Origin of the sequence: Flavobacterium rivuli WB 3.3-2 = DSM 21788 (assembly GCF_000378485.1) — a bacterium.
GTDB classification, from domain to species: Bacteria; Bacteroidota; Bacteroidia; order Flavobacteriales; family Flavobacteriaceae; genus Flavobacterium; species Flavobacterium rivuli.
Genome location: NZ_KB899970.1, coordinates 216689 through 236855 on the forward strand (window position 1 = coordinate 216689; position 20167 = coordinate 236855).

Here is a 20167-nt window from a genome sequence, read left to right on the forward strand (position 1 = left end):
ATATCACATTTTACGCACCGTAAATCTTTATTTTCATAACTGTAGCAATAGATTGTGCCCTCGTTTTAGCTTTTTCACAATTAGGTCCTGTAAACAACAAATCGGTAACACTATTAAAGTGGTTAAGCCAGGTTTCAAAATGCGTATCCGTAAGCTTTTCCTTATGGTTTAGGTCAAGGTGAATTTGCATAACGTTTTTGCGATAGCCTCCGGTGTAAAAAACGCTTTGCTCCCAAAAATCTACAATATGTGGCATGTGCTCAGCAAGGTTAATTTGGGCAACATCTGTAAACATATAATTTATGGCCGGGTCTTGCAGTAACTTATCGTAAAAAGCTTTAAGCAGTATTTCAAGGTCCTGCCTGTTTTCTATGTCTTTCATTGTAAGTTTTAATTTATCTAATCAGATTTCATGAAATTTTAATCAGAGTTTAGGACTTCTGGAAGTATGATAGACAGCGATTATGTTTACCTGATTTTCTTGTAATATAAATTCGTAATGAATTCCATATGGAAATTTGTTGCTAAATGCAACTCTTATATTAGAATAGCGAATACTGTAGACGAGTGGATTTTCGGTAATATATGTAATGTTTACATTTATATCCCGCAGAAAAATAAGGCCTAAGCCTTTCTTAGCATTATTGTACCATTCTGCAGCCTCCCGTAAATCTGATTTTACGGTATCAGCCACATATTTTTTATTTTTCATCTCCAAATTCCTGTTCCAGTTCTGACATCATAATGTCAAAATCAATTAGCGATTCAGGATGATTTTTTATATGCTCTTTTCTTTTAAGTGTCTCTTCTTTTTGCCATGCAGGGATATAGAAATCCTCTTCCACAGTTATGGAGATTGGTTTTTTCTTGAATGCTGCTTTAAGCGTATCAATGAAATCGGCAGAGATTTCATCAGCTGAGGAAAAATGAAAAGTAGTTTCCATAGTAGAAAGATTTTATCAAAGTTACAAATAAAAGATCAAGCTAAAAATTAAAGCCACGAATTACACGATGTTTTCACAAGATTAAATTAGTGAAAATTCGTGCAATTCGTGGCTTAAAATCTTAGTTACGGGTCTTTAATTTTCCATGTAAGCCTCGATAGGCGCACACGAGCAAATCAGGTTTCGGTCGCCGTAAGCGTCATCAACCCTGCGCACTCCAGGCCAGAATTTATTTTCATGAAGGTACTCCAGCGGGAATGCCGCTTTCTCCCTTGTGTAAGGCAATACCCAGTTGTCTGTAGTGATCATTGCCAGTGTATGCGGTGCATTTTTAAGCACGTTGTTTTTATCTTCTGCATTTACCTCGTCTATTTCTTTACGGATAGCGATCATGGCATCGCAAAAACGGTCAAGCTCCTCAAGGTTTTCACTTTCAGTAGGCTCTATCATTAATGTTCCTGCAACCGGGAAAGATACCGTAGGCGCGTGGAAACCATAATCCATTAAACGTTTAGCAATATCTGTAACCTCTACACCATTTGCTTTAAATGGTCGGCATTCCAAGATCATTTCGTGTGCTGCACGGCCCATTTCGCCTGTGTAAAGCGTATCAAAGTGGCCGGCAAGCCTTTCTTTAATGTAGTTAGCATTAAGGATAGCGTGCTCTGTAGAACTTTTTAAACCTTCTTCGCCAAGCATTGTTATGTAACCGTAAGAGATAAGGCACACAAGCGCAGATCCCCATGGAGCAGCAGAGATTGCAGTAATAGCACTCTCGCCGCCTGTAGCAATTACGGGGTTTGTAGGTAAAAATGGTACAAGGTGTTTCGCCACACATATAGGGCCTACACCCGGGCCACCGCCACCGTGAGGTATAGCAAAGGTTTTGTGCAGGTTAAGGTGGCAAACATCAGCACCAATAGTGCCGGGGTTTGTTAAGCCTACCTGTGCATTCATGTTGGCACCATCCATATATACCTGGCCGCCATTTTCATGGATAATGTTTATAACTTCTATAATAGAAGCTTCGTAAACACCGTGTGTAGAAGGGTAAGTTACCATAAGGCAGGCAAGGTTGTCTTTGTGCAGTATAGCTTTAGCCCTTAGGTCTTCTACGTCTATATTTCCGTTCTCAGATGTTTTGGTAACCACAACTTCCATACCGGCCATGTGGGCTGTGGCAGGGTTGGTTCCGTGAGCCGAAGCAGGGATAAGTGCAATATTCCTGTGTTCCTGACCTATAGATTTCTGGTAAGCGCGAATAACCATAAGGCCGGCATACTCACCTTGTGCACCACTGTTAGGCTGTAGTGTAGTACCTGCAAAGCCGGTAATAACGTTAAGCTGCTCTTCCAGTTTTTTAAGCATGATCTGGTAGCCTTCTGCCTGCTCTAAAGGGGCAAATGGGTGAATGCTGTTCCAGTTAGGTAAGCTAAGTGGCAACATTTCAGATGCTGCATTAAGCTTCATGGTACAAGATCCCAGAGATATCATACTGTGGTTAAGTGCAAGGTCTAAACGCTCCAGTTTTTTTATGTAGCGCATTAAAGCCGTTTCGCTGTGGTATTTATTAAAGACATCATGCTTAAGGAAATCTGATGTTCTTACATTACCATCGGCAAGGGCAACATTCTCTGTAAGGGCTGTGACTGCCTCTGCAGTTTTGCCGGTAGCTTCTGCAAATACAGCAATAATATCGTTAATGTCTTTTAGCGATGTTGTTTCGTTAAACGAAATAGAGATCGTATCGGCATCAACATAATAGAAGTTTATTTCTTTAGTTTCGGCAGCAGCCTTAACTTTAGCAGCATCTGCTTTTACTAAAATAGTGTCAAAGAATGCTGTGTTAGTCTGGTACACGCCAAGTTTGTTTAAAGCATCGGCAGTTGTTACAGCAGAAGCATGAACTTTATCGGCAATATATTGTAAGCCTTTAGGGCCGTGGTATACAGCATACATACCTGCCATAACAGCAAGAAGTACCTGCGCCGTACAAATGTTAGATGTTGCTTTTTCTCGCTTAATGTGCTGCTCACGGGTTTGTAAAGCCATACGTAGTGCACGGTTGCCGTTAACGTCTATAGTAACGCCAATAATCCTGCCCGGCATAGAGCGTTTGTATTCCTCTTTAGTAGCAAAGAAGGCTGCGTGAGGGCCGCCGTAACCCATTGGGATACCAAAACGCTGGGTAGTACCTACCACAACATCGGCCCCAAGCTCTCCGGGAGGCGTTAGTTTTACAAGGCTTAAAATATCGGCAGCAACGGCTACTTTAATATCTTTAGCTTTCGCTTTTTTTATGAATGAAGCATAGTCATATACCTGGCCAAATTTGCCCGGGTACTGAAGGATGGCTCCGAAGAAATCATCTGAAAAATCAAACTCTTCGTGGTTGCCCACTACAAGCTGAACGCCGATAGGTTCTGAACGGGTTTGAAGTACTGATAATGTTTGTGGTAAAATCTCCTCTGAAACGAAGAATTTATATACGTGGTTTTTCTTTTGGTCGCGGGTACGCACATCAAACAAAAGTGCCATAGCCTCGGCGGCAGATGTACCTTCGTCTAATAACGATGCATTAGCGATTTCCATACCGGTAAGCTCTATAACTGTAGTCTGGTAATTAAGCAACGCTTCAAGACGGCCTTGTGCTATCTCTGCCTGGTAAGGCGTGTAAGCAGTGTACCATCCCGGGTTTTCGAAAATGTTACGCTGTATAGGTGCAGGTACAATGGCAGGATGGTAACCCAAACCTATGTATGACCTGAATATTTTGTTCTTGTTGCCTAATTGCGAAATATGGTTAAAATATTCATATTCCGTAAGGGCAGGCTCCAGTTGCAATGGGGCTTTAATACGAATGTCATCGGGTAGTGTTTCGTAAACCAATTGTTCTATTGATTCTACGCCGATAGTTTTAAACATATGTTGAAGGTCATTTTCCCTCGGGCCAATGTGCCTTAAAGCGAAAGCATCTGTTCTCATGTGTGTGTTGTGCTGTTGTTTTTTAAAGGCACAAAATTAGTGATTTATATTCAAATTAAAATGCAACACGAAACCAGATTTTGTGAATTTTTCATTCGAAATCAATATCGGATGTGATATTGATTATTTTTGTAGTATGAAAGCTATAAAATGGTTGTTTCAGGTTTACATTTTTGGCAGTATGCATGTGGGTATATCGGTATTAGCCCTTATACTCATGACCAATCATGTCTTTAAGTTACCCTTTAACCCGGTTATGGCTGTATTTGGTTTTTGCGGCACTATGTTTAGCTACAACTTTATGAAGTATGACGGACTTTTCCGTGTAAAAAAGTCGGCAGGAAAGCGGGTTAAGTTTATTGTCTTTCTCAGCACTATTGCTTTGGCCGCTGCCGGAGTGAGCTTTTTCTTATTGGAACGGGCTACGCAAATTACCGCAGTTGTTTTCTTTGCACTCACGGCCCTGTATACTGTTCCTTTTTTTCCTAACACGCGTAACCTGCGCAACTGGAGCGGCATAAAAATATATATTGTAGCCTTGTGCTGGGCAGGTATTACACTCGTAATGCCTCTTACAGAGGTGCATGAAGCCATAACCAGCGATGTTTATTTAAAGTTTTCGCAGCGCTTTATGCTTGTCATTGTTTTAATATTAATATTCGAGATAATAGACCTCAAGGAAGATGACCCACACTTAAAAACCATACCACAACAAATAGGCGTACACCGCACCAAACTGCTGAATCTGTTTTTTATAGCGGTCTTTTTCTTTCTTGAGTTTTTGCGCATTCACATAGATTATAAACAAATGGCAGGTAATTTTGTTATGGTAATTACCACAGCTCTTTTTACCCTTTATGCAACCCCGCAACGATCGAAATATTACACGCTTTTTTGGGTAGAGAGCATCCCCATTTTCTGGCTGGGAATAGTAATGCTGGCAAGTTCCTTATAGGCTTGTAAGCGCGGTTGCCAAATTGCCATGCTCGAAAACAAAACCACTTTGAATTAACTGTGCCGGAATTACATTTCTGCTTTTAAGTACCAACTCGGTTTCTGTACCAATAATCTTTGCGCCAATTTTTAATAATGCTTCAGGTATAGGTATACCAATTGGCATTTTAACGGCAGTACGCAGTGTAGACATAAATTGTGCATTGCGAATAGGGGCAGGAGACACGACATTAACGGCACCTTCCATTCTGGCATTGATGATAAATTCTAACGCACGGGCAAAATCTTTTTCGTGTATCCAACTCACAAACTGGTTGCCGCTGCCCTGCCTGCCACCAAAACCAAGTTGTGCCAGCCTTTTAAGCGGAACGAACGCACCACCTTTTTTACCCAAAACTATAGAAGTTCTCAAGGCTGTTTTCTTAGTGCTTGGGGTATCTGCCTCAAAGAAAACGCGTTCCCACATTTTTGCTACATTCATAGAAAAATCATGGCCAATTTCTCCCGTTGCCTCGTCCATCTGTTTATCTGTGGAATGCCTGTAAATTGTTGCAGTGCTGGAGTTAAGCCAATGTGCGGGCGGATTGCTGCATTGCTGTATGGCTTTCCCTAATATTACGGTGCTATCTACACGGCTTGCCATAATTTCGTTCTTATTGGTTTCGGTATACCTGCAATCTACCGATTTTCCTGCCAGGTTTATTAGTACACTGGCACCCTCCAGTTCGCGTTCCCAGCCTTTCATGGTTTTTGCATCCCAGTTTATATAGCGTACATTATCTTTTACTGCTGCTTTGCCACGGGTAAGCACAACAATTTCCTGAGCTGTGTCTTTAAAATGGTCTATAAGCACGCTACCTAAAAAGCCTGTGCCGGCAGCTATTATTAATTTTTTCATGATTAATTTATATTATAAGTTCAAAATTAAGGCAAGGGCTATAACGCGATAGGCCACCCAGGTGTAACATAAGTAATGTGGCAGACTTAAAAGTATGATTCGTCTGTAATGCTCTGCAAACATTATAGCGGCCGTTAAACCAAACCACCCAAGTATGAGTAATTGATGAATCTCAAAAAAATGAGACATTAGCAGCATGGGTAAAAGTAACAAAGACCCCACAAGCGATACAGTTATAAGGTTGCCGAAATAGTTAAGGGCAGTTTGTTTATCTCTATTTAAAAGTAATAAACCCTGAAAAATAATCTGCCCGGTGGCTAATGCCAGCTCCCTTCCAAAATTTCCATGGGGCAGTGTCCCGATCAATATTGAATAGTTAAATAATATAATGGCTATAAACAGTGTAGCAAAAACAATATATGCTATGCGATAGCTATATTTAAAATCGGGCATGCAATGTAATGCAGCATCACTCTTTTTGTTGGGAATTATTACTTTACGGTTGTAAGATATAAAAGAATATAGTTTTGCAAGTAAATAGTATATAGGTTTAAAATTGCCAACCCTTGCCACAAACGGGAATGAATTGCCTATAACTTTCAACAGGCTGTCTATGCCATAAAGTACAGTCTTATTCTGCCTGTCTATAAGTGCAATTTCGTTAGCTGCACGTTGCACATCTACATAAATTATTTCGTCGTCAGTAAGTTGTGCATAGGGCTTGCGTCCACCGGCATCCAGCATTCCGGTTTTTATAAATCCGCTTGTATACACGCTGCATAGTGGGCAGGCATCATCATATAAAAGTGTTTGATTGGTGAGGGTTTTCATGACTGTTTATTTAGGTGTTTTTTAATTTTATAAGTTACATATACAAAATAGGCTGCAATGCAGATAGGTGCTATAAAATATGCTGCCACAGTTATCGCATTACTAAATACATAATGGTCTGTGTTTGTTAACCACCCAATGGTAACTCCATTTGTAATGGCTGAAATCCAATAGATATGTAATAAATTTCTAAGCCTGTTGGGCAATTCGCCGTAGTATATTCTTGTAACAGCTATTGCAAGCATTATCTGTATGAAGCCTAATGCTATTTGCGCCATCATAGCAAGATATATTGTAACTACTGCACCATATAATATCAGTGTAGTGATTAACGATATCTTATTTATCTTGTGGAGAAGTTTCATATTTTTTTGTTTTGGCTTTGAAATATATAAGTAGTGAAATATACAGTGCAAGAACAGGTGGTATGAGCATAACTGTTTCCCAATCTGTAACTGACCATAAGTTGAAAAACGCGATTACCCCCAATACGTAAAAAAGATACAATGGTTTACAATTGGTCTCAATGCAAAGGCTTACTCCAACTACTATATGGAATATTCCTGTAAGGATAGAGAACAGCCCGCCCGCCATCCATAAGTCAGAATCCGTTAGATAACCTGTTATTATAAGCAGGGCAGGTATACCGGTTAAAAAATAGTTGAGGTAGTTAATGCTTTTCATGGCAAATGCTTTACTCTTTTTCGGCTATTTCATGAACACTATTTATATATCTGTTCAGGCTTTTGGTTACATATAAAAAATAACAGGCAACAAGCATTGGTACAACAATCACCCAAATTATAGCAGTAATGCTATTTGGGTAACCAAACCAGGTTATTGCCGCAATACTAAGTGAAATTACCACTAAGAACCAGTAATACATTATTAATATTTGGTTATGCTGGTCAAGTATTTTATAATATCTCAGCGATATGATTATAGCAAGCAACAGTTGCAATGGCCCTAAAACTACCTGCGCCATCATACCGAGATAAATAAACAGGTATAAACCAATCGTAATGTATGTTGCAACTATATTTATAAAGTGAAGTGTTTTCATGATTATTTTTTTTAAACTTTCAGAAAAAAATGAAACATTTGAATATGATTTTGCACTTTTACAGGATTTGATATTTAGTTTGGATTAATTAATTTTTCTTTTTTACGCTCGATATAGATAATATACGTTAGTAAGATGACCAATGCAGGTGGTACAATAAAAGTGAAAAATTGCTTACCAAATATTGTCAATAAAATAAAGTACAGGACAGTAATGAGAAAATAAACATTTAATAAGTTACTATTTCTTTTTTCGAGCATGGATAATGCAAGGAATACTTGTATGATGCCTGTTATAAAAGCTGAAAGCATTGCCGCCATAAAAAAATTATCATCTCTAAACCCAGCCGCCATCAATAAAAAAGCTACCGCGAGCGTTATATAATTTATGATGCTTCTAATTTTCATGGCTGTTTTATTTCATTTGCTTTTATATATAATATGTAAGAAAAATAGATTGCTATTATTGGTACTAAAATTATAGACAACCTAAATCGCATTGCAGCTACCATAGCTAATAATACTATAAATGCAAAGTAGTTTACCAAGCTTTTATTTCGCGGTTGGCTTACAAACCATACAATCCCAATAAAAAGCTGCAATATAACCGTGCACAATATAGCGATAGCGACTGATGAGTAAACATCTTTATCTTGAAATTCAGCAATAAGTATTACCAGTGGAAAGGCTACAAATAAATAATTTAGATAATTTAGGATTTTAAACATATCACTATTTCATTATTTTCATAACCAGCCTTCCCAGCCAGTTGTCTTTAAACTCAATAGATTTTTCGAGCATATTATCTGCTTTTAGTACAAAGTCATAAAGCTTGGTGGTCTGGTCGGTAAAATGTTTCGCCTCTGCCGATGTTTCCCCCTTAACCGAAGACGATACTTCTTTAAGAACTTTAAGTGCAGGTTTAATTTCGCGCTTGCTGCGTTCCTGCGCAATTTTTACAGCTAGTTCGTCAAGGTCTTTCTCAGATGTAAAAAACTCACGGCGCTCGCCCGGTTTATATTCCTTATAGATAATTCCCCAATCCATAAGGGCACGAAGGTTCATACTGGCATTGCCGCGCGATATTTGCAGTTCCTCCATTATATCTTCCATAGAAAGCGGCTCTGCAGCCACCATAAGCAAAGCATGTATCTGGGCCATAGTTTTGTTTATGCCCCATTGCGAACCTAAGGCTCCCCATGTTTGTACAAACTTATTTTTTGCTTCTTTAAATTCCATAGTTCAAATGTAAAACATATTATTGAAGTTTCAAAAATAAATGAAAGTTATTTTAATATTAAGTTTAAGTCGTTGATATTCAGTGAAAAAATACCTATTTATAGGTATTTTTTCTTACTAAATAAATCCTGAGATTTGTGAATGTAAATATCTTATATCGCAGTAGTTACAATATTAATAATTTAAATAACAAACAAACTATGTCAAATTCGATTGCTAAAGTTTATGCCGACTCGGTAAAAAAAAATCAAAAAATTCTTTATGGGGTTTGGGAGCCAGGATTTCCTGTGAAACTGGGAGATTTCGGAATAATGAACGGTAATATTTTTACCCAGTTGGGTAATATTTCAGAGTTAGAAGATTTAAAGGATTTTGAAATTAAATACCGAACTGATGAAACTAAGGATGAGAAAACTTTTATTTCAGAAAGAGGAGTAACATTTAATATTAAACCTCAGGTAGCTGGTACTGTTGAAGGCGTTAAAGGTAATGCATCAATAGATGTAAACTTTTCTAAAGAAGGTTCGGTGTTTTTTAATGCTGCAGAATGCGTATATGAAATTATTGAGAATAAATATGAACTGGGAAAAAGACTTCTTGAGATTCATCGAAAGTCTAAACATATCTGGAAAAAAGAGTTTGTTGTTGTTACAGATCGTGTTAATACCAAACGAGCACTAATTTTAATATCAACTTCTTCAGATTTTGCGATCTCATTAGAAGCTAGTGCAGAAGTTCCTGTAATAGATTTGTCTCAGGCTTCTTTGGGTTTAAAAATATCCTTCCAAAAATCCAGCGGCTATAAGTTTATTTCCGAAGATGGAATTATTCCGTTAGTAGGATTGTCCAAAATTCAATCACCTTTTCCATGGTTTACAAAAGAAATGAAGCCTTTTACTGCAAGATATAGCTCACAAATGGTTGAAAGTATTAAAGATTTTAAAATGTTGGAGTCTGTTACTAATGAGGATAATGAATTACAATTTTCTCAATATACAGAAGATTTAATAGATTAATATTTTTGGATATTATCGCCAAATAGAAACGGCAAAACCCCGAAGCTTTCACTCCGGGGTTCTTTATATCTAATAGTCTAATAATCCAAAAATCTAAAAAAGACTATCCTCCATTTCTTAACCTGTCCAGCAATGTTTGCAGGTTTACAGTGGCAAAGCCAGAGCTGTGATCTGATAATCCGTAAGGCAATATCAGTTCGCCGTTATGTATTATAGAGCCACACGAGTAAACTACATTAGGTACATAGCCTTCGCGCTCATCAGGGTTTGGCATGATAAGCGGGTCTTTAAGCCTGCCAATTTCTTTAGACGGGTCATCTATATCCAGCAGCGATGCCCCAATGCTATACTTACGCATAGAACCTACAGAGTGGGTAATAACCAGCCAGCCATATTCTGTCTCTAATGGCGAACCACAGTTACCTATCTGTACAAACTCCCACGGGTACAGCGGCTCCTGAATTTTTACAGGGTTATCCCATTCATTAATATTGTCGCTGTACATAAGGTAGTTGTTCCAACCATCAATACGCGACAGCATGGCATACTTGCCGTTAATTTTTCGTGGAAATAGTGCCAGGTTTTTATTCTTAGCACCGGAACCGTTTAACGGGCTGGTTTTAAAGTCGTAAAAATCGGTTGTTTTAAGCAATTTCGGCATAATGTGTACGCCATCATAAGCGGTGTAGGTAGCATAGTAAACCGTTTTTCCGGTTTCATCTGTAAACTGTACAAAACGGGCATCCTCAATACCTTTGCTCTCAAAATCAGATAGCGGAAAAATAACCCTGTCGCTAATATCGGTATCCTTACTAAAGCTTATACGCCTGTAACTGTCAGACAAGGCCAGTATAAGGTTATACTGTTTTAAGATTTTAACATCATCTGTCGCTCCCTTGGCCTCAATTACAATAGCCTTAAGCTGCTCATAATTAAAGCGGTCTTCAAGCTCATGTATTACCTTATTTAAAAACTCTTCGTTAATATCGGCATCCTGCGCTTTTTTAAGGAACAACCTTTTTTGGTACATTACATTATGCACTTTTTCGGCTTCATCTATATAATTACCTGCCGGTATTACGGTAATATCGTTATTGCGGTCTATCATGGCACGGCGAAACACAACAGATGAAACGTGCCCTTCGCCCACAGCCCTAAAGCTAATGATAACTCGAAGCTGACCTTCTTCCAGGTTAGTCTGGTCCGGATCCGGCACTACAGACGGGTTAAAAAATGCTGCCGACTCTATAGAGTACTCGTGTGTAAAGTATGATCCTATAAGTAGTTTGGCATATTCGTCCAGTTTTTCATATTCATAACCGGCAATAGCTACATATTTTTTTACACGCTCGGCGTTTTTAAGCAACTTGCGCGTTATATTACGGTGTCTTTTAGAGAAGTCCTGCAGCAGCGGAGATATAAGCCCAAAGGTTTCTTCTTTGTCCAGTGCCAGTATTTTTTTTAAAAGCTCTACAGCACGCTCTTCGCCATTAAAAAAATAACGTGCTATTACACGCCTTGTATCAGGCAGTACTTTTACGGGCTTTCTTTCTACAGATAATCTCATTCAGTTTAATTTTAGTTAGTAGGCATTTTAAAGGAACCTCTAAAATACGAATATATATTCACAATAGTCAGGCTTTTAAATGCTAAAATTATGTGAAAAATAGTACAATTACTTTTCCTTGTAAAGGGTAAACTGCAATTGCGTAATAAAGGCGCAATGAGTATCTTTGGCATTACAAACAACACTGCTGAAATGAATTATTTTTCTTCTGATTTTAAGTTAGGAATTTTGGGCGGAGGCCAGCTTGGTAAGATGCTCCTTACAGAAACCCGCAAATTTGATATACAAACTTATGTGCTGGATCCCAGCGATGATGCTCCCTGTAAAATAGGCAGCAACAAATTTTTTCTGGGCGACCTTAACGATTTTGATACTGTGTACCAGTTTGGAAAACAGGTAGATGTCCTTACCTTTGAAATTGAGCATGTAAATGTTGAAGCTTTAGAGAAACTGGAAGCAGAGGGTGTAAAAGTATACCCGTCGCCTAAAACGCTGAAACAAATTCAGAACAAAGGCATACAAAAAGATTTTTATACGGATAAAGATATTCCTACTGCGCCCTACAAACGTTTTGAGTCGTTAACCGACCTTAAGCTCGCCGTAGAAACTGAAGAAATTGATATGCCGTTTGTGTGGAAAAGCACCCAGTTTGGCTACGATGGTAATGGTGTAAAGGTTATTCGCAATGCCGAAAGTTTTATTGGCCTGCCCGATGTGCAGTGTATTGCAGAGCTTATGGTGCCGTTTAAAAACGAACTTGCCGTTATTGTGGCACGCAGCCCGAGTGGAGAAATTAAGACTTACCCGGTTGTAGAAATGGAATTTCACCCGGAGGCCAATCAGGTGGAATATGTAATTTGCCCGGCACGTATAGATGATGCCGTTGCCGAAAAAGCGCGAGCCTTAGCACTAAAAGTGTCAGAACATTTTAACCATGTAGGCCTGCTTGCGGTAGAGATGTTCCAGACCGAAGATGATGATATATTAATAAACGAAGTTGCCCCAAGGCCGCATAACAGCGGGCATTACTCTATAGAGGCCAGCTATACCTCGCAGTTTGAGCAGCATTTGCGTGCCATATTAAATTTGCCGCTTGGTAATACCGATAGCAAAGCAGCCGGAATTATGGTAAACCTTGTAGGTGCCGAAGGCTATAGCGGCAATGTAGTTTATGAAAATATAGAGAAAATATTAGGCCAGGATGGTGTTACACCACATATATATGGTAAAAAACAAACCAGGCCTTTCCGTAAAATGGGGCACGTTACTATTGTGAACGAAGATATAAACATTGCACGTAAAATAGCCGAAGACGTTAAGAACAGTATTAGGGTAATTAGTATTCAGTAAATAGTGTCCAGTATCGGTCGCAGTTTTCACGGTTCTGTCATTCCGACGAAAGGGAATCTCAGGATATTATAGATTTTAACTGCACCAAGTGATGAAAATGTACGAGACTTACCTAAAAACCAACAACTAAAATATGAAAGTAGCAGTAATAATGGGCAGCATTAGCGATATGCCGGTAATGCAGGATGCCATAGATATATTAAAAGAGTTTGGAATAGAAACCGAGGTGGATATCGTATCGGCGCACCGCACACCGGAGAAGCTATTCGAATTTAGCACTGGTGCCCACATGAGGGGAATCAGTGTTATAATAGCAGGTGCAGGTGGTGCAGCCCACTTACCGGGTATGGTAGCAAGTATGAGTCCGCTGCCGGTTATAGGAGTGCCTGTAAAATCAAGCAACTCTATAGACGGGTGGGACAGCGTGCTGTCTATACTGCAAATGCCGGGTGGTGTGCCTGTTGCAACAGTAGCACTTAACGGGTCTAAAAATGCAGGTATACTTGCTGCGCAAATACTGGGCAGCCATGATAAGCTGGTTCAGGCAAAAATTATAGCTTATAAGCAGAGGCTTAAGGAAGCGGTTAACAAAGCAAGCGAAAGCCTGAAATAATAAACATGAACTTAAATTAAACTTTTATGAAAGCAGTATTTATGTGTGTTCTATTTGCAATAGTCATAATAGGCTGCGAAAGTTCTAAAAAAGCAGTGACCGACAAACCGGTTGCCGAAAGCAAGTTTAATGATGTGCCTTTAACAGGCACGAGCTTGGATGCTATGGAGCCATCGGCGAGAGCGTATGTTCCTAATACAGAAAGTAAAATTAATGTAGATGCTTTAAGAAGCACCGGCAAAGAAGGGAGAAATCAAAAAATACATATTTCCCGCGATACTATAGTTTTTCCTGCAGACACCTTAAAGAAATTTAAGAATTAAGGGATTGTAAAATTTAGTAACTTTGATAAAAAAGCAGTTATGGATTTGCATGAGGAACATCTTTTTGACGAACAAAAGAAAGCAATTGATTTAGCCCTTGATCAGGTTGAAAGAGGTGAAACCATTCCGCATGAAATGGTAATGAAATGGACAAAAGATCGATATGCTAATTTCTATGATGCATTTACGGAAGAACGAAAACTCGAAATTCAATTAGGGATTGAACAATTAGACAGAGGGGAGTCAATGTCCTGGGAAGAGTTTAAAGGAAATGGAAAGAATAAGTATTAGCATATATCTAATTAATACAAACAAAAGTGGCGATTTTATATCGCCTTTTTAATGAAATACTATGAACCTACTCACACAAAAGTTTACTACAAAACACGATACCGCGCCATTTAGTGGCATAAAAACTGAAGATTTTTTACCGGCCCTTAAAGAGGGGATAGAAATAGCCCGTAAAGAAATAGATATTATTGTAAATAATCCCGATGAGCCAACATTCGAAAATACAACTGTGGCAATGTCTTACAGCGGCGATGTTTTAGAAAGGGCATCGGGTATTTTCTTTAACCTGCATTCGGCTGAAACCAATGATGAAATTCAAAAGATAGCCGTTGAGGTTTCTCCCTTACTGTCAGAATTCGGTAACGATATCCGCCTTAATAAGGCGTTATTCGAAAGGGTAAAAGCAGTTTATAACAATAAGGCTAATCTTAACCTTACGCCCGAGCAAACAACCCTTTTAGATAAACAGTACAAAAGCTTTAGCCGCAATGGTGCTAACCTGCCCGAAGAGAAAAAGGCGAGGCTTCGTGAAGTTGATAAGGAGTTATCTAAGTTAAGCCTGGAATTTGGCGAGAATGTATTGGCGGAAACTAATGCGTACCAACTGCATATTACTGACGAAAAAGACCTTTCAGGCTTACCTGAAGGAACTATTGAAGCTGCCCGCGAACTGGCTAAAGATGCCGGTAAAGAAGGATGGATATTCACGCTCGATCATCCCAGTTATATTCCGTTTGTAACCTATGCTGATAACCGCGAGCTTCGTAAAGAAATAGCAATAGCCTTTGGAGCGCGTGCGTTTCGGGGCAATGAGTATGATAATCGCGAGATCGTGCTGCAAATAGTTAAGCTGCGCCATGAACGCGCTAACCTGTTAGGGTATGCATCTCACGCTGATTTTGTATTGGAAGAGCGCATGGCCGAAAGCCCTGTAAAAGTAAAAACGTTCCTTAAGGATCTTTTGGCGAAAGCCAAGCCTGCTGCCGAAAGAGAGTTTGCCGAACTGACTGCTTTTGCAAAAGAGGTTGACGGTATAGAGCAACTGGAAAAATGGGATGGTGCGTACTATTCGGAAAAATTAAAACAGAAATTATTTAACCTGGACGATGAAAAATTAAAGCCTTACTTTAAGCTTGAAAATGTACTTAACGGTGCCTTTGTAATAGCCGGTAAATTATACGGGCTAAAGTTTAAAGAAGTTCAGGATATAGATAAATACCATAAAGATGTTACCACGTATGAAGTAACTGGTGAGGACGGCAACCTTGTTGCTATTTTCTATGCCGACTTTTTCCCGCGCAAAGGCAAGCGCAATGGTGCCTGGATGACATCGTACAAATCGCAGTATGTAAAAGATGCCATTAACGAAAGGCCACATGTGTCTATTGTATGCAACTTTACAAAACCTACAGAGACAAAGCCATCGTTACTTACGTTTAATGAGGTTACAACCTTGTTCCACGAGTTTGGGCATGCGCTGCACGGCATGCTGGCAGATACTATTTACCCAAGCCTAAGCGGTACCAGTGTATATTGGGATTTTGTAGAGTTGCCAAGCCAGGTTATGGAAAACTGGTGCTACGAGCCGGAAGCACTGGCATTGTTTGCTCATCATTATCAAACAGGCGAAGTCATCCCTATTGAATACATTAACAAAATAAAAGAGAGTGCAAGTTTTCAGGAGGGTATTGCAACAATGCGCCAGCTAAGTTTTGGACTGCTCGATATGGGCTGGCATAGCGAAGACCCAAGTGGCATTACCGATCTTAAAGCTTTTGAAACAGCACAGTTTGCCGCTACACAATTATATCCTGACGTAGCCGGGAATGCTATGAGCACAGCTTTCTCCCATATATTTCAGGGAGGTTATGCGTCTGGCTATTACAGTTATAAGTGGGCTGAGGTGCTGGATGCAGATGCTTTTGAGTATTTTCAGGAAAAAGGAATATTTGACAGGGAAACGGCCACCAAGTTTAAAGAAAATGTACTGTCTAAAGGTGGTACAGAACATCCTATGTTGCTATACAAACGTTTCCGAGGGCAGGAGCCCAAGCCGGAAGCTTTGCTTAAACGAGCAGGATTATTATAGGATTATAAGTCATAAAAAGGAAAAACCCCAAAGCTGTTAACTTTGGGGTTTTTCAATATAAAAAAAGGTATTAATAGGGGGCATGTCTTTAGCTAAATGAATCAGGATGCTTATTATAATGTATTAACCTGTTGCATTTTATAAACTTATAGGTTTTACAGGGCATATCTGTTTAGCGATGCAGCAAAGATGAACTTTTATACAGCACCAAAAAATACCCATTAGTAGGTATTTTTAGTTAAATTTTAATTGCAGGGATACTAATGCGTCCATGATATTTTTTTAACGTTGGGGTCAGTATTAAGGCCTTCTACAATTTGCATAAGCTGTTGGTTTGCCTGGCTGTCGAGCTTTAGTTCAATTACTGTTTCTTTTCGGTTACGGCTTACGGTAAAATTGTAATATTCGGCATTTTTATTTTCGGTAAGCGTATTAATTATAACAGAGGGGTTAGTATCTGCAGCAATAGTAATTGTAAGGAAACGTTGCTGGTATTTACGTGATACCCTTTTTTGTAACGGCTGTAATGCCCAAAGTATGAAAAGAGCAAACACAGTGGCAATGCTTGCGGCATAATACATACCGCCACCTGTTGCAAGGCCAATAGCGGCAACTGTCCACAAACCAGAAGCAGTAGTTAGTCCCAGGACTGTTGATGGTTTTAAAAACATAATAGTGCCGGCGCCTATAAAGCCTATACCGCTTACTACCTGCGCTGCAACACGCGAAGGGTCGAGTGATACATGTGGGTGATTTATGATATCCTGAAACCCAAAAGATGATACCATCATAATAAGCGAGGATCCCATGCATACCATCATGTGGGTACGCAAACCTGCAGTCCAGTCTTTACGTTCGCGTTCAAGCCCTATTGCAGCGCCAAAAGCTGCCGCAAGTGCCAGACGAATAGAAATCTCTGCAATACTAAGCATTTGGTTTAAGGTTAAATTGAATATATTTAAAATAAGAAATTCGATTAATAGCTAAGGGTTTAAACTGTTAAGTGAATAATAACGGTTTATTGTGTCGCTTTTTCTGATGTCTTGTAGGCTGCAAGTGCAAATAGTGAAAAGATTAAATGCGCTACAAAAAGCTGCCTGTAGTACCCTTGCCGGTCATTTTCAGGAGGGTTGTCATTTGCGGCAAACATTGTTTTCCATGCACCTATAGCAATAACGCCGCTTAGTGTACCCACGGTTAGCGTTCTTACAGGACCCGGAGAATGTAATACTTTTTTCCATAAAGCATAATATGTAACTACAAACAGCATTCCCACGGCATAATGGCCTATCCATCCGGCGGGGTGGTTGTCGCCCACTTTTACAGGTAGTATTTCACTACGGTTTATAAGTTTATTTAATAATACAGGTTCGCGGTATTGCTGGTTTTCTTTTCTCGATCTGTGATAGCTGTACAGCGTCATAAAGCTTGTGCCAATTACAGAAGCAGCAATTATTTTATAAATAGGTTTCATAGTTTTTTTAATTCTGCCATTTGAGGCACTTCATAATTTTCTACCAGCTCTGTAAGTAATTGCCCTGTGCGCTGTATAGCCTGACCAATGATCTCTTTCTGGGTGCCTTCAAAAACCTCGCGATGCGCACAGTATTTACCTGCGGGCAGCAGTATGTGTATAAACATGGTGCCTACAGGTTTATCGGGTGTTTCGCTGCCTCCCGGAGTAGTAAGGCCTGTAACTGCTACAGCAATATCACATTTAAAAAACTTGTCGAGTTTTTCGGCAAGCAGCCTTGTTACCTCGGCAGATTCGGGTGTGTATTTATCAATAACTTTTTTTGGGACTTCAAACAGTTCTTCTTTGGTGCAGGCATCATAACAAACAATGCCTCCTAAAAGAATATCTCCTGAGTATGGCGTCAGTGCAAATTCAGATGCCATCCATCCTGCCGATGCGCTTTCTGCGAATGCTATTTTCAAATTTTTATCTGCAATATGCTTACTGCATATCATAATCTCTTCAACTGGCATAATCATCTACATTTAAGGTTAAACATATTTTGAATTCATCAGTCAGTAGTAAATTCAGCTTATCTGTCGCTTGATGTACCGGAGCCGCTGTTGGTTCCTTCAGTACTTCCGGAATCTTCGTTTTCGCCCGATTTTTCTGTACCTCTTGTATCGCCGTTAGTACTGTTTCCTGTTTCAGTCCCCTCATTGTTTGTTCCGCTGCTGCGGCTGCATCCGTCGCATGATGAGAAGAGGTTAAGGCCTCCCATCAAAACCGAAGCTAATAAAACGGAGCGCATTATAGTATTTAAATTTTTCATGGCAATTTTGATTTTTGGTGTTTATCAAATTTCGTGATTGCCTCTGCAAGAACATTATACAATTACACTTAAAGATTGTACAATGTAGCGCGGTGGTAATTACCGCACTTTCTTTTCAAAGTTTTCTCTTACGGTCTGGCTAATATATGTGCTTAATCCGCGCCCGGCTTCGGCGAGCTCTTTCATCCTTTCTACCACTTTTTTACCGGCACTCTTATAAGTATACAGGTATACGGCATCATGGTTAAACTCTACGCTTATGCCTGCGGTACCCACCTCATATCCTGTAACACCAGAATGCCCTTCTTTATTAAGATACTTTTTCATGCCTGTAAATTATACATACTATAAAGTTAAGCACCTACAAAATAAGGCTGTTGCAAATTAACGCTTGATTAACTTGCGGTTAACAGCCCTGCCCTGCAATACATGGTAACTTGTAACTGCTTAAAAACAAACAATTAAACAAACTAAAAAACACTATTATGGACAATTCTCAAAAATTTGCATTAGTAACAGGAGCAACAAGTGGTATAGGATATGAACTGGCCAGGCTCTTTGCCAAAGACGGTATTAACCTTGTGCTCGTGGCACGTAATCAAGAAAATTTAAACCAGACGGCAGATGAGCTCAGGCTGATTAACAGTATACAGGTTCATACTATTGCCGCCGACCTTTTTGAACCTAACGCTGCAAAAGAAGTTTATGACAGAGTTAAAGAAACAGGTGTGGAAATTGACTACCTGGTTAATAATGCCGGGCAGGGCGAGTGGGGAAGGTTCTTTAGGACCGAACTGGACAGGGATATAGATATTGTACAATTAAATATTGTGGCACTTATAAGCCTTACCAAATATTTTTTGAAAGAAATGGTATCGCGCAACAGCGGCAGGATACTGCAACTGGCATCGTCATTTGCTAAAACACCTGCTCCTTATGCAGCTGTATATGCTGCAAGTAAGGCATTTGTATTGTCATTCTCTGAGGCGCTTGTTAATGAGTTGGAAGAAACTGATGTTACCGTTACGGCATTGCTCCCTAATGCTACAGATACCGACTGGTTTCATAAGGCTAAGGCAGAAAATACAGTAACTTATAAAGAAACTCCGCTATATGACCCTGCAGAGGTTGCCGGAGCTGGCTATAAAGCATTAATGAATGGCGATGCAAAAGCAGAGCCCGGGTTCATGAATAAATTGCAGAATGCTATGGGCGCACTAATGCCGGACAGTACTACTGCGGGTATGGCAGAGAAACAAATGGAGTCGAGCATGAAGGAAGACGGCAGGACAGCAACATCACATGCTGCATCTGCACGCGAGCGGGAAACCATTGGCAGTATTAATGGCGACAGTAAAACGTATAAAGTAACCATCTAAATTATAAATTATGAAAAAAGTATTTTTAACGCTTGGAGCTATATTGGTATTTGGTATGGCACAGGCACAAACGCAGCCCACTACAACACCTAAAAAAGAGCCGGTAACCACTCAGGTTAAAGAAAAAAGTAAAAAAGAAGCCGAAGGTGTACAGCCTGCGGTGCAGGTAAATACTGCCGAGCCGCTTAGTAAAGATGCAGTTGCACCCGAGGATGGCGTAACGGCCGATCATGTAAAAGTTAGCCCTAAGACTAAAATTACTAAAGACAGTACTGCTGTGAAAAAAGTAAAGAGTAGTAAAAAGAGTTAAAACTTTGACGTGATATTCTTACATTTCT

At 39.6% G+C, this 20167-nt stretch carries 26 protein-coding genes; 9 read left to right on the forward strand and 17 right to left on the reverse strand.

Annotated features, from left to right (window positions below; genetic code table 11):
- Positions 1 to 10: 10 nt before the first annotated feature.
- From F565_RS0111935 to gcvP, 4 genes are all read right to left on the reverse strand, one after another.
- Positions 11 to 382, reverse strand: coding sequence for a group III truncated hemoglobin (locus F565_RS0111935; protein ID WP_020213464.1), 372 nt, complete (start codon positions 380 to 382; stop codon positions 11 to 13).
- A 42-nt stretch (positions 383 to 424) separates the two neighbouring features.
- Positions 425 to 712: a type II toxin-antitoxin system RelE/ParE family toxin gene (locus F565_RS23410; protein ID WP_020213465.1), complete on the reverse strand. Its 288-nt coding sequence runs from the start codon at positions 710 to 712 to the stop codon at positions 425 to 427.
- Complete coding sequence (locus F565_RS0111945; protein WP_020213466.1) at positions 702 to 944, reverse strand: addiction module protein; 243 nt, start codon at positions 942 to 944, stop codon at positions 702 to 704. The genes F565_RS23410 and F565_RS0111945 overlap by 11 nt, the downstream gene beginning before the upstream one ends.
- Positions 945 to 1079: 135 nt before the next feature.
- A complete protein-coding gene (gcvP, locus tag F565_RS0111950) occupies positions 1080 to 3929 on the reverse strand; it encodes an aminomethyl-transferring glycine dehydrogenase (RefSeq protein ID WP_020213467.1) in 2850 nt (949 codons plus the stop codon).
- Positions 3930 to 4065: 136 nt separating this feature from the next.
- On the opposite strand from gcvP, the gene F565_RS0111955 reads away from it, so the two are divergent.
- Positions 4066 to 4884 carry a UbiA prenyltransferase family protein gene (locus F565_RS0111955; protein WP_020213468.1) on the forward strand — a complete coding sequence of 273 codons (819 nt, stop codon included), beginning with the start codon at positions 4066 to 4068 and terminating at the stop codon, positions 4882 to 4884.
- Here the strand turns inward: F565_RS0111955 and F565_RS0111960 are convergent.
- From F565_RS0111960 to F565_RS0112000, 7 genes are all read right to left on the reverse strand, one after another.
- The gene (locus F565_RS0111960) at positions 4879 to 5781 is read right to left on the reverse strand and encodes a TIGR01777 family oxidoreductase (protein WP_020213469.1); all 903 of its coding nucleotides are present in this window, start codon (positions 5779 to 5781) and stop codon (positions 4879 to 4881) included. The genes F565_RS0111955 and F565_RS0111960 overlap by 6 nt on opposite strands.
- 12 nt (positions 5782 to 5793) lie before the next feature.
- The gene (locus tag F565_RS0111965) at positions 5794 to 6612 is read right to left on the reverse strand and encodes a thiol-disulfide oxidoreductase DCC family protein (RefSeq protein ID WP_020213470.1); all 819 of its coding nucleotides are present in this window, start codon (positions 6610 to 6612) and stop codon (positions 5794 to 5796) included.
- Complete coding sequence (locus F565_RS21550; RefSeq protein WP_020213471.1) at positions 6609 to 6977, reverse strand: hypothetical protein; 369 nt, start codon at positions 6975 to 6977, stop codon at positions 6609 to 6611. Before F565_RS21550 ends, F565_RS0111965 begins: the two co-directional genes overlap by 4 nt.
- On the reverse strand, positions 6952 to 7296 hold the full coding sequence (locus F565_RS0111975; protein WP_020213472.1) for a hypothetical protein: 345 nt from the start codon (positions 7294 to 7296) through the stop codon (positions 6952 to 6954). The genes F565_RS21550 and F565_RS0111975 overlap by 26 nt, the downstream gene beginning before the upstream one ends.
- Before the next feature lie 10 nt (positions 7297 to 7306).
- Entirely contained in the window at positions 7307 to 7675 is a 369-nt protein-coding gene (locus F565_RS0111980; protein WP_020213473.1) for a hypothetical protein, read from the reverse strand.
- Between the two features lie 74 nt (positions 7676 to 7749).
- The gene (locus F565_RS0111990) at positions 7750 to 8082 is read right to left on the reverse strand and encodes a hypothetical protein (RefSeq protein ID WP_020213475.1); all 333 of its coding nucleotides are present in this window, start codon (positions 8080 to 8082) and stop codon (positions 7750 to 7752) included.
- Positions 8083 to 8406: 324 nt separating this feature from the next.
- A complete protein-coding gene (locus F565_RS0112000; RefSeq protein WP_020213477.1) occupies positions 8407 to 8913 on the reverse strand; it encodes a GbsR/MarR family transcriptional regulator in 507 nt (168 codons plus the stop codon).
- A 200-nt stretch (positions 8914 to 9113) separates the two neighbouring features.
- Between F565_RS0112000 and F565_RS0112005 the strand changes: the two genes are divergently transcribed.
- Positions 9114 to 9929, forward strand: coding sequence for a hypothetical protein (locus F565_RS0112005; RefSeq protein ID WP_020213478.1), 816 nt, complete (start codon positions 9114 to 9116; stop codon positions 9927 to 9929).
- A gap of 103 nt (positions 9930 to 10032) precedes the next feature.
- Here F565_RS0112005 and F565_RS0112010 read toward each other — a convergent pair whose 3' ends face one another.
- Positions 10033 to 11496, reverse strand: coding sequence for a glycoside hydrolase family 130 protein (locus tag F565_RS0112010; RefSeq protein WP_020213479.1), 1464 nt, complete (start codon positions 11494 to 11496; stop codon positions 10033 to 10035).
- 192 nt (positions 11497 to 11688) lie between these two features.
- On the opposite strand from F565_RS0112010, the gene F565_RS0112015 reads away from it, so the two are divergent.
- The 5 genes from F565_RS0112015 to F565_RS0112035 all read left to right on the forward strand — a co-directional run bounded on the left by F565_RS0112015 (position 11689) and on the right by F565_RS0112035 (position 16162).
- Positions 11689 to 12846 carry a 5-(carboxyamino)imidazole ribonucleotide synthase gene (locus F565_RS0112015; RefSeq protein ID WP_026300024.1) on the forward strand — a complete coding sequence of 386 codons (1158 nt, stop codon included), beginning with the start codon at positions 11689 to 11691 and terminating at the stop codon, positions 12844 to 12846.
- A 133-nt stretch (positions 12847 to 12979) separates the two neighbouring features.
- Positions 12980 to 13459, forward strand: coding sequence for a 5-(carboxyamino)imidazole ribonucleotide mutase (gene purE, locus F565_RS0112020; RefSeq protein WP_020213481.1), 480 nt, complete (start codon positions 12980 to 12982; stop codon positions 13457 to 13459).
- A 26-nt stretch (positions 13460 to 13485) separates the two neighbouring features.
- Positions 13486 to 13782 (forward strand): hypothetical protein, encoded by a 297-nt coding sequence (locus F565_RS0112025; protein WP_154652597.1) that lies wholly within the window; start codon positions 13486 to 13488, stop codon positions 13780 to 13782.
- Between the two features lie 39 nt (positions 13783 to 13821).
- A complete protein-coding gene (locus F565_RS0112030; RefSeq protein ID WP_020213483.1) occupies positions 13822 to 14073 on the forward strand; it encodes a hypothetical protein in 252 nt (83 codons plus the stop codon).
- A 61-nt stretch (positions 14074 to 14134) separates the two neighbouring features.
- Positions 14135 to 16162: a M3 family metallopeptidase gene (locus tag F565_RS0112035; RefSeq protein WP_020213484.1), complete on the forward strand. Its 2028-nt coding sequence runs from the start codon at positions 14135 to 14137 to the stop codon at positions 16160 to 16162.
- Positions 16163 to 16422: 260 nt separating this feature from the next.
- Here F565_RS0112035 and F565_RS0112040 read toward each other — a convergent pair whose 3' ends face one another.
- The 5 genes from F565_RS0112040 to F565_RS0112060 form a co-directional block, all read right to left on the reverse strand.
- Positions 16423 to 17094, reverse strand: coding sequence for an MgtC/SapB family protein (locus F565_RS0112040; RefSeq protein ID WP_020213485.1), 672 nt, complete (start codon positions 17092 to 17094; stop codon positions 16423 to 16425).
- A gap of 86 nt (positions 17095 to 17180) precedes the next feature.
- Positions 17181 to 17636 (reverse strand): hypothetical protein, encoded by a 456-nt coding sequence (locus F565_RS0112045; protein WP_020213486.1) that lies wholly within the window; start codon positions 17634 to 17636, stop codon positions 17181 to 17183.
- Positions 17633 to 18157 carry a CinA family protein gene (locus tag F565_RS0112050; RefSeq protein WP_020213487.1) on the reverse strand — a complete coding sequence of 175 codons (525 nt, stop codon included), beginning with the start codon at positions 18155 to 18157 and terminating at the stop codon, positions 17633 to 17635. The genes F565_RS0112045 and F565_RS0112050 overlap by 4 nt, the downstream gene beginning before the upstream one ends.
- Positions 18158 to 18210: 53 nt before the next feature.
- Positions 18211 to 18450 carry a hypothetical protein gene (locus F565_RS0112055; RefSeq protein WP_020213488.1) on the reverse strand — a complete coding sequence of 80 codons (240 nt, stop codon included), beginning with the start codon at positions 18448 to 18450 and terminating at the stop codon, positions 18211 to 18213.
- Positions 18451 to 18549: 99 nt separating this feature from the next.
- Positions 18550 to 18777 (reverse strand): hypothetical protein, encoded by a 228-nt coding sequence (locus F565_RS0112060; protein WP_020213489.1) that lies wholly within the window; start codon positions 18775 to 18777, stop codon positions 18550 to 18552.
- 158 nt (positions 18778 to 18935) lie between these two features.
- Between F565_RS0112060 and F565_RS21555 the strand changes: the two genes are divergently transcribed.
- Together F565_RS21555 and F565_RS0112070 are read left to right on the forward strand one after the other, a co-directional pair.
- Positions 18936 to 19829: an SDR family NAD(P)-dependent oxidoreductase gene (locus tag F565_RS21555; protein ID WP_020213490.1), complete on the forward strand. Its 894-nt coding sequence runs from the start codon at positions 18936 to 18938 to the stop codon at positions 19827 to 19829.
- A gap of 10 nt (positions 19830 to 19839) precedes the next feature.
- Positions 19840 to 20139, forward strand: a complete 300-nt coding sequence (locus F565_RS0112070; protein ID WP_020213491.1) for a hypothetical protein — start codon at positions 19840 to 19842, stop codon at positions 20137 to 20139.
- Positions 20140 to 20167 lie beyond the last annotated feature (28 nt).